At 55.6% G+C, this 14,023-nt stretch carries 15 protein-coding genes and 1 tRNA gene; 11 read left to right on the forward strand and 5 right to left on the reverse strand.

What is annotated here, in order from left to right:
• Positions 1 to 68: 68 nt before the first annotated feature.
• Together ACR0I8_RS21770 and ttcA are read right to left on the reverse strand one after the other, a co-directional pair.
• Complete coding sequence (locus tag ACR0I8_RS21770; protein WP_170693011.1) at positions 69 to 1,604, reverse strand: GGDEF domain-containing phosphodiesterase; 1,536 nt, start codon at positions 1,602 to 1,604, stop codon at positions 69 to 71.
• 66 nt (positions 1,605 to 1,670) lie between these two features.
• Positions 1,671 to 2,564 carry a tRNA 2-thiocytidine(32) synthetase TtcA gene (gene ttcA, locus ACR0I8_RS21775; protein ID WP_170375936.1) on the reverse strand — a complete coding sequence of 298 codons (894 nt, stop codon included), beginning with the start codon at positions 2,562 to 2,564 and terminating at the stop codon, positions 1,671 to 1,673.
• Between the two features lie 113 nt (positions 2,565 to 2,677).
• Between ttcA and ACR0I8_RS21780 the strand changes: the two genes are divergently transcribed.
• Positions 2,678 to 3,613: an alpha/beta fold hydrolase gene (locus tag ACR0I8_RS21780; protein ID WP_480703631.1), complete on the forward strand. Its 936-nt coding sequence runs from the start codon at positions 2,678 to 2,680 to the stop codon at positions 3,611 to 3,613.
• On the opposite strand, the gene yidD is transcribed toward ACR0I8_RS21780, so the two are convergent.
• Genes yidD through rpmH form a run of 3 tightly spaced genes read right to left on the reverse strand, consistent with a single transcriptional unit; the run spans position 3,610 to position 4,429 of the window.
• Positions 3,610 to 3,846: a membrane protein insertion efficiency factor YidD gene (yidD, locus tag ACR0I8_RS21785; RefSeq protein WP_170459835.1), complete on the reverse strand. Its 237-nt coding sequence runs from the start codon at positions 3,844 to 3,846 to the stop codon at positions 3,610 to 3,612. The genes ACR0I8_RS21780 and yidD overlap by 4 nt on opposite strands.
• A complete protein-coding gene (gene rnpA, locus ACR0I8_RS21790) occupies positions 3,843 to 4,268 on the reverse strand; it encodes a ribonuclease P protein component (RefSeq protein WP_170693016.1) in 426 nt (141 codons plus the stop codon). The genes yidD and rnpA overlap by 4 nt, the downstream gene beginning before the upstream one ends.
• Positions 4,269 to 4,294: 26 nt before the next feature.
• The gene (gene rpmH / locus ACR0I8_RS21795; RefSeq protein ID WP_005980833.1) at positions 4,295 to 4,429 is read right to left on the reverse strand and encodes a 50S ribosomal protein L34; all 135 of its coding nucleotides are present in this window, start codon (positions 4,427 to 4,429) and stop codon (positions 4,295 to 4,297) included.
• A 269-nt stretch (positions 4,430 to 4,698) separates the two neighbouring features.
• Between rpmH and ACR0I8_RS21800 the strand changes: the two genes are divergently transcribed.
• The 10 genes from ACR0I8_RS21800 to ACR0I8_RS21845 all read left to right on the forward strand — a co-directional run bounded on the left by ACR0I8_RS21800 (position 4,699) and on the right by ACR0I8_RS21845 (position 13,158).
• On the forward strand, positions 4,699 to 5,457 hold the full coding sequence (locus tag ACR0I8_RS21800; RefSeq protein WP_480703633.1) for a TVP38/TMEM64 family protein: 759 nt from the start codon (positions 4,699 to 4,701) through the stop codon (positions 5,455 to 5,457).
• Between the two features lie 5 nt (positions 5,458 to 5,462).
• A complete protein-coding gene (locus ACR0I8_RS21805) occupies positions 5,463 to 6,881 on the forward strand; it encodes an FAD-dependent oxidoreductase (RefSeq protein ID WP_170693018.1) in 1,419 nt (472 codons plus the stop codon).
• Positions 6,882 to 6,899: 18 nt separating this feature from the next.
• Positions 6,900 to 8,282, forward strand: coding sequence for an ATP-binding protein (locus ACR0I8_RS21810; RefSeq protein WP_480703635.1), 1,383 nt, complete (start codon positions 6,900 to 6,902; stop codon positions 8,280 to 8,282).
• A gap of 64 nt (positions 8,283 to 8,346) precedes the next feature.
• Positions 8,347 to 8,423: transfer RNA gene (locus ACR0I8_RS21815), tRNA-Arg, on the forward strand.
• Between the two features lie 506 nt (positions 8,424 to 8,929).
• Entirely contained in the window at positions 8,930 to 9,526 is a 597-nt protein-coding gene (locus tag ACR0I8_RS21820) for a hypothetical protein (RefSeq protein WP_170693020.1), read from the forward strand.
• Between the two features lie 78 nt (positions 9,527 to 9,604).
• Positions 9,605 to 10,180 carry a hypothetical protein gene (locus ACR0I8_RS21825; protein WP_170693022.1) on the forward strand — a complete coding sequence of 192 codons (576 nt, stop codon included), beginning with the start codon at positions 9,605 to 9,607 and terminating at the stop codon, positions 10,178 to 10,180.
• 396 nt (positions 10,181 to 10,576) lie between these two features.
• Positions 10,577 to 10,813, forward strand: a complete 237-nt coding sequence (locus ACR0I8_RS21830) for an HTH-like domain-containing protein (protein ID WP_170693024.1) — start codon at positions 10,577 to 10,579, stop codon at positions 10,811 to 10,813.
• A gap of 28 nt (positions 10,814 to 10,841) precedes the next feature.
• Positions 10,842 to 11,051, forward strand: a complete 210-nt coding sequence (locus ACR0I8_RS21835; protein ID WP_170693026.1) for a hypothetical protein — start codon at positions 10,842 to 10,844, stop codon at positions 11,049 to 11,051.
• Positions 11,052 to 11,787: 736 nt separating this feature from the next.
• Entirely contained in the window at positions 11,788 to 12,714 is a 927-nt protein-coding gene (gene radC / locus ACR0I8_RS21840) for a RadC family protein (RefSeq protein WP_480703637.1), read from the forward strand.
• Between the two features lie 48 nt (positions 12,715 to 12,762).
• A complete protein-coding gene (locus tag ACR0I8_RS21845; protein WP_480703638.1) occupies positions 12,763 to 13,158 on the forward strand; it encodes a thermonuclease family protein in 396 nt (131 codons plus the stop codon).
• The last annotated feature ends 865 nt before the right edge of the window (positions 13,159 to 14,023 follow it).

The raw sequence follows: 14,023 nt of genomic DNA on the forward strand, positions 1-14,023 counted from the left end.
CAAAGGTCAAGCGGAATCGGCCGTAAATTCGTCGCGCCGTGGCATTCCAGGCCACTCTTTCACGGAATTCAGCCGGTTTGGCGTCCGATTTTCGGAACCCCGTTCATCCTGCCGTTGTGCGCGGCCATCCAGTCCAATGTCTTTTCGAACGGCATTGGCTTGCCAATACCAAAGCCCTGCACGTGATCACATCCAAGCTGGGCCATTATGGCATGTTCCCCTGGTGTCTCGACCCCTTCCGCCAGCGTCTCGAGGTTCAAACGTTCTGCCATGGTCAGGATGGCGCTGGCCATCTGTTGCTGACTGGGGTCTTGATCGGATTTGGCAACGAATGAGCGGTCGATCTTGATCCGCGTGACGTTGAACCGCTTGATCGACGCGATTGAGGCATGGCCGGTGCCGAAATCATCCAAATCAATACAACACCCCAAAGCCGCAAGGCCGGTGACATTGCGGGTGATCACGTCGTCGGGGCGGCGGGAAAAGACGGTCTCTAACACTTCGACGGTCAGCCTGTCGGGGGTCAGGTCGAATTGATCAAGCTCCCATTTGAGGCGGTCGATCAAACTAGGTCCGCGCAGCTCATCCGAGGAGAAGTTGACGCCCATACGTGGCACAATAACGCCCGCCCTGTCCCAGGACCGCATGGCGGTGAAGGCGTGGTTCCGGACGGCCTGACCCAAACGCTCCATCAAATCGGCTTGTTCGGCGAAGGGCAGGAAGACTTGAGGGCTCAGTACACCTTTTTGCGGATGTTCCCACCGGGCCAGCGCCTCAAAACCCGTAACGCGGCCGGTATCCGTGGATACCTGTGGTTGGAACCACGGGCGGATATCGCCATGATCCAGTGCCGCCTCGAACTCCTTGCGCAGATTGCTTCGGACCAGTGACCTGCGCCGGGTCTCGGAGGAATAGGCCCGAATCGTCGAGGGCCCACAGCGCTGTGCCTCGGTCAGCGCATCGGTGCTGGCGGCTTTCCAGTCTGCAACCGTGTCGCCAGAGATAGTTTTGTTCAGGCTGAACCCAATCGAACAAGTCAGGTAGAGACCGATTCCATTGAGCATGATCGGCTCTTCCACCGCAGACTGGATGCGCCCGGACATCTGAATGCAGGCCTCGAGGTCCAGCTGCTGCGACGGATGCAGACCTATCATCAGGCCGTCGCCTTCGACCAACATCGCAATGTCATCGTCGCGGATCATCGAAAGAACGCGGCTGCAGAATTGCTGGTGGATGTGATCGGCGGCGGCCTGACCGTGAATATCCGCAACCTCGGGAAAACCGTCGATCGCAATGGCGATGCAAGCTGCGCCAGCCTCTTGCTGAAACGCGATTTCAAGCTTTTTTGCCAAGGCCAGATTAAACTGTTCGTTTGGCAGCATACCACCGATTTCCTGCCCAGCGCGCGCTTTCGACTGACTGTTCACAATCCCTGCCACCGCGAACATCAACGGTACCCCAAGCGTCACACTGACAAGCACGCGTTCGCCGCCCAGCCAAAAAGCCCCAAGGCTGAGCGCTGGCAGAAAGGCCAGCGCAGATGGCCCGCTGAGGGCAGAGGTCACAGGACGGAGAAAACGGTCAAAATCAGGAAGTTTCCGCATAGCTATTCCAGGCCTTGGGCATCGAGCGTTCAAGGTGAATGGTAGGAAACCAGTCTGAGTTAGACGTTAACGCAACTGCGGAATTTCAGCCGAATTTTCGTTGTTTTTGCTGGAAACCAGGGAAAGCCCTGAAAAGTCAAACAATTTTGAATCCAGCAAATGAGATGGACGGGCGTTGGTCAGGGCGCGGAACATCACCTGACGGCGGCCGGGGTTGTTCTTTTCCCACTGATCGAGAATCTGCTTGACCTGCTGGCGCTGCAAACCGTCCTGACTGCCACACAGATCGCAGGGAATGATCGGGTAGTTCATCGCCTTGGCGAATTTCTCGCAATCGACCTCGGCCACATGGGCCAGTGGGCGAAAGACGAAAAGGTCGCCCTCTTCATTAACCAGTTTGGGGGGCATGGTGGCCAGACGCCCGCCGTGGAACAGGTTCATGAAGAAGGTTTCCAGAATGTCATCGCGGTGATGGCCCAGCACCACGGCCGAGCAGCCCTCTTCTCGCGCGATGCGATACAGATTGCCCCGGCGCAGGCGCGAACACAGGGCGCAATAGGTCCTGCCTTGAGGGACCTTGTCCATCACAACGGAATAGGTGTCCTGATACTCGATCCGGTGGGGAACGCCCATCCGCTCGAGAAACTCGGGCAGGACGGTGGCGGGAAAGCCGGGCTGCCCCTGATCCAAGTTGCAGGCCAGCAAATCGACCGGCAGCAACCCGCGCCATTTCAGCTCATAGAGAACGGCAAGCAGGGTGTAGCTGTCCTTGCCACCCGACAGACAGACCAGCCAGCGTGGCGGTTTGCCGTCCTTGTCATGGGCGGAGGGGTCGATCATCCCGTACTGCTCTATCGCCTCACGGGTCTGGCGCACAATGCGTTTGCGCAGCTTCTTGAACTCGGTCGTCGTGGGAGCGCCAGCAAACAGCGGGTGGATATCGTCGGCTTCATCAAACATGGGCCGTGATTACAGCGCAGGATGCGCGCGGGCAAGGTGTCGTGAACCCGGGCCAGTTTTTGGGGAAAGCGCCGCCTGTGCTATGCTCTGCGGATTTATCGACGGAGTTTAAATTGGACTATTTCTTTACCGTCCGTGGACGCAACGGCAATACCTATTCAAACAAACTGGGCAAGGCGCGCTATCTTGCGATACCGTCAAATGTAAAGACACCGGCGCGCAAACATGAAATCCGAATCTCGGACTGGCTGGACAAGGTGCAGCAGGCCGCCGGGGCGACGGATCATGAAAAGGGCCACATCGTCTTTTTCATTCATGGCTTCAATACCGAGCAGTTCGAGATGCTGGAGCGGCACCGCAAAATCCGGAAGGGGCTCGAGGCCCATGGTTTTCAAGGTGTGATCGTCAGCTTTGACTGGCCAAGCGATGGATCCGTCTTGGGCTATAGCTCGGACAGAGCCGATGCGCGTCGCTCGGCGGATAAGCTGTTCAATGACGGGATCAGACGTTTGTCCAAAATGCAGACCCCTGATTGCCCCCATAATGTTCACGTTCTGGCTCATTCCATGGGTACCTTTCTGGTGCGCGAGGCTATGGATTATGCCGATGACGACCATGAGATCGCACAGCACAGCTGGACCACCAGTCAGATCGCCTTTGTCGCGGCGGATGTCTCGGCCAAGTCTTTCCGTGAGGGTAGCGCCAAGACCTCATCCTTGATGCGGCGGTGTACGAGGCTGACCTGCTACTACAGCCCGTTTGATGAGGTTCTTTCGATCTCCGAGGTCAAGCGCGTGGGCGTTTCGCGCCGGTTGGGGCGTGTGGGAATGCCCTCGAACCATCCTGAAAAGGCGGTCAATCTATATTGCGGCAAGTTCTTCAATGACAATCGCGCGGATTACCCGGATGGGCCATCCGCCAGCCACAGCTGGTATTTCGATTCGCCTCGGTTCTACGAGGATTTGCACCACACTCTGCTGGGTAAATTGGATCGTGAAGTTATCCCGACCCGAAGGTTTACGGACCGAGGGAATCTGGCGCTGGTCTAATCGTCTTCAGATTTCTCGGGCACCGGGTCATACCCCGTACCACCCAATGGGTGGCAGCGCCCGATTCTACGGGCGGCCAGCCACGCGCCCTTGATCGCGCCGTGTTTCTCTAGCGCTTCCAGCGCATAGGCTGAGCATGTTGGTTGGTAGCGACAATTGAATCCGACCCACGGGCTGAAAACCAACCGGTATGCGCGCACGGGCAGGGCGAATATGCGCGCCAGCAGGGTCATTTGCGAGGGGCATGGATTTTGCGCAGCGCATAGCGCAGATCGTCGAGCATGGCGTCAAACGCCCGCCCGGCGGTGACCTCGGCGCGGCCGATCAGGACATAGTCCCAGCCGTCATGCCCCTGCTTGGGTAGTACGGCACGGGCGGCTTCGCGCAGGCGGCGCTTGGCGCGGTTGCGGGACACCGCATTGCCGACCTTTTTGGAACACGTAAACCCGACGCGAATGCCTGCGCCCTCGTCCGAAGCGCGCCTGCGCGCCTGCACCATCATCGAGGATGTGCCTTGTCGACGCGCCCGCGCTGCTTTCAGGAAATCAGAACGATTCTTGAGAATGGTCAGAGGTTTGGGCGCGCAAACGGACGCCGCCGGGGGCTTGACCCTCGGTTGGCTGATACCATCCTCAGGGGCCTCCGGCGGCGTCATGTTCATAACCTGATCGGTGAGGCGTTTTACGCGCTCAGCGATTTGCGGCCGCGTGCACGGCGCGCGTTCAGGATTTTGCGGCCGGCTTTGGTGGCCATGCGCGCGCGGAAACCGTGGCGGCGTTTGCGAACCAGGTTCGAAGGCTGATAGGTGCGTTTCATCGCTCCGTCTCCAATCTATAGCGGTGGGTGCGGCGCGGATTCGCCTGGCCCGAGTGTTCGAAGCCCGTCCTCTACTGCCAAGCGGGGGGTAAGTCAAACCCCAAGGCACGGGTTTTCGCGCCTTTTGCAACAATTCTGTAACCTGGCCGGTCAAAAGATTTCAGAATCCGGTTTTTTGCGCCCCGAACCCTCACATTCCCGGCCACAGAGTTCAAGGCCGCGTGAGGGGCCTGTTGCAGGACAACGAGGCAGCGCATGTTGAGGTCAGAATGAAACAATCAAAGCCGGACAGTCAGATGAGCGAAACGACCCAAGCACCGCGCAGCGGGTTTGCGCGCCATATTCCATTGCTTGTGATCCTGACCGTTGCCGCGGTGGGGTTCTTCACCCTTGGGGACTACCTGAGTTTTGAAACCCTGCGCGACAATCGCGAGGCTTTGTTGGCTTGGCGGGATGAATATTATTGGGCCATGGCCGCAGCTTTCGTTGGGATCTATATCGTGATCGTGGCGTTTTCCCTGCCGGGAGCCGCCGTCGCCTCGATGACCGGTGGTTTCCTGTTCGGCCTGTTCGCAGGCACCGCGTTCAATGTGTTCGCGGCCACGATCGGCGCATCCGCTATCTTTCTGGCCGCGCGCTGGGGCTTGGGTGAATCGTTGACGGCGCGCCTCGAATCCTCGGAAGGCACCATCAAGAAACTCAAGGATGGCCTGCGCGAGAATGAGATCTCGGTCCTGTTTCTGTTGCGTCTTGTGCCCGTGGTTCCGTTCTTTGTAGCCAATCTGGTGCCGGCACTGGTGGGCGTGAAGTTCCGCAACTTCCTGTTCACCACGGCGCTGGGCATCATTCCGGGTGGTATCGTCTACACCTGGATCGGCGTTGGCCTGGGTGGTGTCTTTGATCGCGGAGAAACGCCTGATGTTTCGCTGCTTTGGGAACCCTTTGTTATCGGTCCGATCACAGGCTTGTGCGTATTGGCCGCTCTGCCCATTCTGATCAAAGCCCTGCGCGGGAAAAAGGACGCCTGAATTCCATGAAAGAGCTGAAAACAGATATCCTGGTCATCGGCGCCGGGTCGGGTGGTTTGTCGGTTGCGGCAGGGGCCGCGCAGATGGGGGCCGATGTGATCCTGCTGGAAGGCCACAAGATGGGCGGGGATTGCCTGAACTTTGGCTGTGTCCCTTCCAAGGCCCTGATCGCCAGTGGCAAGATGGCCTATGGGCAGGCCCATTCAGCGCGTTTTGGTGTGGCCGATGTTGTGCCGCAGGTGGACTATGCGGCAGCCAAGGATCACGTGCAGGGTGTCATCGCTCAGATCGAGCCGATGGACAGTCAGGAACGGTTCGAGGGCTTCGGCGTCAAGGTGATCCGCGAATTTGGTACCTTCCTGTCTCCGACACAGGTGCAGGCCGGTGAGAAAGTGATCACCGCCCGGCGTGTTGTCATCGCCACCGGGTCTTCGCCGCTCGTTCCGCCGATTCCGGGGCTGGATTCAGTGCCGTTCCACACGAATGAAACCATCTTTGATCTCAAGGAGAAGCCGGACCACCTGTTGATTATCGGCGGCGGCCCCATCGGGATGGAAATGGCGCAGGCCCATATCCGGTTAGGTTGCAAGGTGACCGTGATCGAAGGCGCAAAGGCGCTGGGCAAGGATGACCCCGAGGCCGCGGCCCTTGTTCTGGAAACCCTGCGGGCCGAAGGGGTCGATATTCAAGAAGAAGCCATGGTCGCGCAAATCCGAGGCTCGGCCGACGCGGTCGAAGTAGTCACCCAGAACGGAGACATTTTTGCCGGTACCCACCTTCTGATGGCGGCCGGACGCAAGGCAAATGTCGAACGTTTGAACCTTGAGGCGGCCGGGATCGATCGTACACGCACAGGGATCAGGGTGGATGACGCTTTGCGCACGACCAATCGCAAGGTCTATGCTATCGGCGATGTGGCGAGTGGTCTGCAATTCACCCATGTGGCGGGGTACCATGCGGGCATCATCATCCGCTCGGCCCTGTTTGGTCTGCCGTCAAAGGCCAAGACCGCTCATATCCCCTGGGCCACCTATACGGACCCCGAACTGGCTCAGGTCGGCCTGACCGAGGCGCAGGCCCGCGACCAGCATGGCGACGCGACGGAGGTCGCCCGGTTCGACTACCATCATAATGACCGCGCCATATCCGAGCGAAAGACAAAAGGGTTCATCAAGGTCATGGTCGTGAAAGGACGCCCCGTGGGCGCGACAATCGTGGGCCATCAGGCCGGAGAGCTGATCAACTTGTGGTCCCTTGCGCTGGCCAATAACCTGAAGATGGGGCAGATCGCCGCGATGGTTTCGCCCTATCCGACGATCGGAGAGCTTAACAAACGTGTGGCGGGGGCTTATTTCTCGCCAAGGCTGTTTGAGAATCAGACGGTTAAACGCGTGGTCAGGTTCGTGCAACGCTGGATCCCCTGACCGGAAGAGGAGCGCCAATTGAACTCGCTGTCCGGCCGATTTCTGATCCTGACGACGGTCTTCGTGATGTTGGCCGAAGTCCTGATCTTTGTGCCGTCCATCGCGCGTTTCCGGGAAGACTTCTTGCTGAACCGGCTGGAGCGCGCGCAGATTGCGTCTTTGGCGCTGCTGGCCGATGATATGCTCGCCGACGATCTTGAGGCCGAGCTGCTGGCAAATGCGGGTGTCTACAACGTTGTCCTGCGGCGCGATGAGGTGCGGCAGCTGATGCTGTCTTCGCCCATCCCGGAGCAGATCACCAACACCTATGACCTACGCGACGCGGGCCCGTGGATCCTGATCCGCGATGCGATGACCCGTTTTTTCACCACTGAAAATGAGGTCATCCGCGTGATCGGTGAGCCGGTCAAAGGGGCCGGTTTGCTGATCGAGGTGACCATTGACAGCATGCCCTTGCGCATGGCGATGGTCGACTACGGGCTGCGCATTCTGGGTCTGTCCTTCGTTATTTCTATCATCACGGCTTTCTTCCTGTTCCTTGCTGTGCGCGTTGTGCTGGTACGCCCGATCAAAAGCGTTGTCGGCTATATGCAGCGCTATGCCAGCGCGCCCGAGGATGCGCGGGGCATTATCACTCCCAACTCCAAGGTCACCGAACTGCGTGAAGCGGAGGAGGCCCTCAAGATGCTGCAGACCGACCTGACTCAGGCTTTGAAACAACGCGAACGTCTGGCGCAATTGGGTGGTGCGGTGGCCAAGGTCAGCCATGACCTGCGCAATATCCTGACCTCGGCGCAGCTGTTTACGGATCGGATCGAAGCCAGCGATGACCCCTTGGTCCGCCGTATGGCACCCAAGCTGGTCAACTCGATCACTCGCGCGGTTTCGCTGTGTGAAAGCACCCTTGCCTTCGGTCGGGCGGAAGAGCCTGCGCCGACCCTGACCATGGTGCGCGTCCGCGGCATCGCCGAAGATGTTGCCGCCAGCGAGCAGTTGGCCGTTGCCGATGCCTGCGTCGAAATCGTGAACGAGGTGCCCGAGGATCTGGTCGTGCGCGCAGACCCAGAGCAGCTGTTCCGTGTGATCATGAACCTTGTGCGCAATGCCCGGCAGGCTCTGGTCTCCTCAGGCAAACCCGGGCGCGTCACTGTCACCGGCTGCGCCATGGAGGCCAGCTGGTGCATCGAAATCCGCGATACCGGCCCCGGCCTACCGCCCAAAGCACGCGAGAATCTGTTCACGCCATTCCAAGGCGGCGTACGCAAGGGGGGCTCGGGCCTTGGGCTTGCGATTTCACAGGAACTGGTGCGCGGACATGGGGGGGATCTTGTGTTGAAAGAGACCGGACCCACCGGTACAACCTTTGAAATAAGCCTCCCACGCGGCGATCTAACTTTTTGAAGATTTTTTGCAGAATCGGCTTGCACGTCTCCCGCGCCGGGTCTAAACACCGCTTCACCAACGCGGACCGATAGCTCAGCTGGATAGAGTACTTGACTACGAATCAAGGGGTCGGGGGTTCGAATCCTCCTCGGTCCGCCATTTGGTAAATTAAGCAATTGAAAATATTGTAAAAAATATTCTGGCGGTTTTCTACCTGCCAAAGTACCCGCCATATGGCTTACTAGGGTCAGGACCTGTGAACTGACTACAGCCTCGACAACAGCTTCCACTGGCACCGGACGTTCGCCGAAATCGCCGATATCTCCCAGTCGTGAAAAATCAGGCTTTAGCAGCGCTTGCAATTTGTTACGCAACTCAAGGAAAAAGAGTATACGGGATCTTCAGAAGCTTGAACCTGTTGGGGTCAAGGTAGAAAAGAATGAGGGCAGGGGTGCAATACCGGTGTGGCCAGTACCGACCGTGTAGCAAGTCGAAACTATTGTGTCGCCGTGGCGCACCCCTGAAATGAAGCGTAGTGCTGTGGTTGATAGGGTGCGCGAAATTGTTGGCGCGGAAGTCCCTGATCATTAGGTGGGCGATCAAGTTATAAAGGCGACTGGTTCGGGCGCGCTTAAACCAAAATGAGATTAGAAAGACAGTTTTTGATGCTCAATAATTTGGACTTTTCGTCGTTTCACAAAGCTATTCAGATTGTATCAGAAGTCCCCGCACGTGTGTCCATACCCTTGGCTGTAGCAATATACATGGGTGCATTTCGAGATATAGACGTCTTTTCAAAACCAGCCGGCTCGGTTTGGATCGTTTGTCTCTACGTTTTAATGGTTGCCCTTTTTCTAATTGGGGTGATTTCTCTTGGTTTGGAGTTGTGGCGGTTTATTCGTTCCATCTATTTGATCAAAAAAGGCAAGCGCAGAAACACCAAGGTCAACTTGGTTGGTATGGCTCCAGACCTGTTATACGCAGTACGGCGGAAGGCCAGAAGCCGACAGAAAATTCAGGATTATTGCGATGACGAGAACATAAGTGCGATTCTTTTTGCGTTTTACTCGCAGCTAAACAGTCTTGGTATCGAAACGCCTCCGCATCAATTCGGGAAAAAGGGTTTCAACATACCGCGACACTTAGCTTTTTTGGAGGCGATCTATCCTCTAATTCGGTCAGGACGGATAGACGACCTAAGAAAACTCACAAAGCAACTAGATGAAGTGCAGTTGCCAAAAGCGCGACGTGGAAACAAGTAGTTTGACAATTGGTACAGTTTCGGGCGCATGGAAACTGAAGTCGAAACCATTAATATTTGGGTTGCATAGGAAATCGAAATGACGCCGGATCCCAGATGGTTAGAGATACTGAAAGCCAGTAGCTGGCAACTTGGTGCAATATCGATTGGATTGGCCGCGTTTTGGCTCATGCTGCATTTCGGAGTCTTGCCTCCAATAGAGGCGACTTGGGTAGTGTATGGGGTGCCTTTGGCCTTTCTCGTTTGCGGTGGAATGTCATTGGCTGGGCTCTTTGAGCACCTATCAAAATTCCTTTCCAGCGCGCTTGCCAAGAGGCGTGAGCGTATCGACTTGGCGGCGACCATCGAACACGAAAAATCGGAGCTTGCTCAGTACATTCCGTTCATGACGGAACAAGAAAAGGCGATTATTGGGTATCTGCTCGAAAAGAGGCAAAAAGTGTTTACTGCCGAGACCGATGCCAGTGGTGCAAACACCCTTTATGCACGGCGGTTTGTCAGGTTGGCCATGAAGGGTTCTCAGCCGGTCGATCCTCTGGCGGTACCATTCCACATTCCTGATCATCTCTGGTTGGTGCTGGAGGAAAACAAAGACACTTTTCCAACTGGGTTAGCAAACAGCGAACGTCCGCCTTGGCGGACCGGCTATTGGTAGAGTTCACAAAAAGGAGGAAACTATGTTCGTGATAGCTGTGATTTTGAAAGATAATCAAGAGATTAAGCGAGTTCAGCTACCTGTGTCGGGTGACGGAGTCGACATCTCTGCTCTACAGGACGAGATGAACCGTATTCGCAGGGAGGGTATGGAAGTCTTTGATCGCGTAACAGCGACATTCATTTCCTCATTGGAGTGAGGTTCTCGTGGGTGCGTGATAAGGTGATCAAGGCGACTGGCTCAGGTGCGCGGAAATTGGACTAGAGGTGAGGTAAATTGGCGGTAAATGACAGAAGCGATTGACCAAACTTAGCGCTGGGTGGCCTTGGGTGGAACTCACCACGGAATTACGTTCAAAGCCATCATCGTAATGTATGAAGATTAAGGAGCAACGAATTGACCACCAAAGAAATACTGTACCGGATCAAGGATGCTACAGCGAAGCCTGTGGACGGCTATGTCGCGGAGCTTCATGTCCAAGTTATCAAGTACGCTGATGAACTGGCGGACGTGACCGGAAGGGAGTTTTGTGAGGTACTAGGAATTGGCCAGTCCTTCGGTACGGAATTTTCGAAAATGAAGAAGATCGCAGGTCGGCTACGCGCTGCCGGACTTGATGTCGACAGGCTCTAGTGGAGGTCCATAAATAGGAGCATGATGAATGGATAATGATCGTTTGAATGAGCTAAATGATAAGTTAACAGCTCTAAATGATGCCCTTAATGACCTGGCCAGCGATGAAGAAACCGATCCAAGAATAACCGGGTTTACATCTTTCGAGGGCTTTCAGGCAGCAAGGGAATCTTTGTTGTACCAATCGAAATTGGTAAAAGGGGAAATTGACAGAATTTTGTCATCGGCGTGTCCGTAGCGTTCACAACAAGGAGCGGGGAATGACGCAAATTCACGCAAATGCTTGGCTGACAGCGAGCGTTGACCGGATGGTGAAAGCTGATTTGCAAGCGATAGTTCGGTCACTGCCGGGGGTTTTTGCGCATACCTAAGAGTTGCCCTAAAGACCTGTGACGCTGTGCGTGCTTACATCACTTTGGCTCGGCGATACTACTATCAGTATCGCCTCTTGAAGGTGGAGCTCTCACGCCTCACTAACGAGGCAAGGCCAAACTATCAGCCTCCGGTAGGTGGCCTAGGTGAGCCAATAGAGTCGTTGTGCGAAATTACAGATGCAGAGGCCAACGATTTCCTGCGGCTGAGTTCACAACAAGGAGCCTTACTTGAAACACGAGCGAGCAACACCTGGTTCTGCCGTCGCAAATGCCCATGCGATGCAAGAGAAAGATGCAGAATATAGCGCTGCCATGTGGGCTGGATGTGCTCTAATGGCGATGCATGTTGACCGGTCTGAGGTGTTTCGTGAGCATGCAGAAAGATGGGCCAAGAAGCTTGGTTCACTAAGCCTACAGTAGAAAGCAGACTTGACCGGTCACGAGAGCCGGAAGCCCCGCTAGAAGGCAAAAACAATAGGGCCGAAGTAAGTACCTTGGCGCCGAGGACAGTCGGCTTCATAGTATTTACCGTTCATTAACCAACACTAGAGCAAGGTTTCGTCGTAGGCGTCTGAAGCGGATCCATTAATGAAAAGCCAAATGCTCGATCATCTCAAACAGGTCATTGCCGGAGACAAGAAGAGGTTCGGCAAGCTGGTCAAGTACGATGGGCAAAGCGGTTTTTCCGAAGATGCTTTGGAAGGCCTCAAGGATCTGGAAGCCCGTGCTCCACCACCTGACGCAGTTTTGGAACCGGCCTACGCGCCCGCCTATGTCAACCGTGACCGGCTATCGCCAAAAAATGCCGCTGGTGGCGGTTTGGTCAAGGGAGATGACGGGGCCAAGAGACCGCATTACTGGGGTCATCGTGAACGGCTGAGAACTCGCTTCCTCAAGGGCGGTCACGAGCCAATGCCCGAGTACGAGTTGCTGGAACTACTCTTGTTCAATGCGATTCAACGGATTGACGTAAAGCCGTTGGCTAAGCGCCTTCTGGCTGAGTTTGGTGATCTGAACGGTGTGGTTGCTGCGTCCAAGCACCGTATTCTCCAAGTCGAAGGAGCAAACGATCGGGTTTACTACCACCTGCGCGTGGTCGAAGCGTTCGGGCACAGGATGGCCCAGGCGCAAGTCATGAAGCGGGATGTGATGTCATCATGGGAAGCTCTGGTTACATATTGCCGTACGGCCATGGCTCATCGACAGGTGGAGCAATTCCGGGTGCTGTATTTGGACCGTAAGAACGTATTGATTGCTGACGAAGAGCAGGCACGGGGCACCGTCGATCATGTGCCGGTGTATCCGCGGGAAGTTGTGAAACGTGGCCTTGAACTCAATGCGAGCGCGCTCATCCTAGTCCACAACCACCCTTCGGGTGATCCGACCCCCAGCCGGCCAGATATTTTGATGACTGAACGGATTCAGAACGCGTGCGATACCGTGGGAATCTTGGTCCATGACCACGTCATCATTGGAAAAAAGGAAGAGTACTCGTTTCGGTCCAACGAGTTGCTAACTGGCGTATAGAAGCTTAATCACTTGGCGCACCGAAGCAGTTGAGATTGGGGCCAATTGATGAAGTACCTTCTTTCCGTTGTATTAGTCGTGCTTTCCGTTGCTGCCCATGCGGGTTCCCTGCACGTCCGAGACGCTGACACAATTGTTGTAGACGGCACCCCGGTTAGGTTTCAGGGCGTTGACGCACCCGAGCTGGACACACTAGCTGGTCAGGACGGAAGGCGCTGGATGGTGAACTACCTCCGCGGTAAGTCAATACGATGCGAGCTGACTGGTGAGACGCACGGAGACCGCTATATCGGTACATGTTACGCAGATGGCGAAAACCTCAGTGCTGCTGTTATCGCTGCTGGGCATGCGCTAGACTGTCGGCGGTACTCTGGGGGTCGCTATAGACATCTTGAGACCCCAGCAGCAAAATCACGGCTCAAGCGGGCCAGCTATTGTAGGTGATGAACTGGAGCGAGTGTCGGCGTCCCGGACATGTACGACTTTGCCTTCAAGCGTCGTTGCATGACCAAGCAATGCTGCAAGGCAGCCCACCGAGAGAATAGTGGCTTAGAAAGTGTACCTCATTCTGCATCTCCCAAAGCCAGCAGAAGGAGACAGGCTAGAATAGGTGATCCCACAAAACTGATAAGGACCCAAATCAGTTGGCTACGATTTCTCCGTTCCGCCATCCCTGCGGGCAGCAGGATGTACAGCCAGATCAAAAAAAAGAGCGTCAACGCTCCCACGATAATTACAAATAGTTGGTCCATCACCAGCCGCCCATGTACTTAAGTTCGCCGGTTTCGAGGTTCATCGCATGAGTTGAGCCAACCCGCATATACATGTCGTTGGTATCAAGGTGCATGAACATATCTTCGCTTCCCAAACGCATATATGTCTGACCATCTATGGGGTTCACCCAAACTGTTTGGGTATGAACTGGGGATGCCGCGCCAGAAGCCGTCGGAGCGGCCACAGGCGTAAGTGTATTGGTCGGAGACGACTCATTTTCATCGACGGCGCACGCCGCAACTAACGTTAGTGCAATGATTGCTATCGGTCGGTTCATGCATCTGGTCCGCATCACTTGGTTAACACAAAATCTAATGTTTCGTGCAAGTACTTGTATTTGAGTGACCGCCAAAAACGTCTTATTTTTTGCCAAAATTTACTAGTTGTATTCAATCCAATGGGGGATGGACAGCGTGTCTGAGTAGTTGGCATCAAGGAGACTATGGCTCAAAGCTGATGGGGTGGATGGCTCCTGCTTCAACCGGCGTCGCAATGCGCCATAGTGCAGGTGTCAAAGTCTGCTTTTGAAAGGAGC

Source organism: Ruegeria sp. BG9, assembly GCF_056538305.1.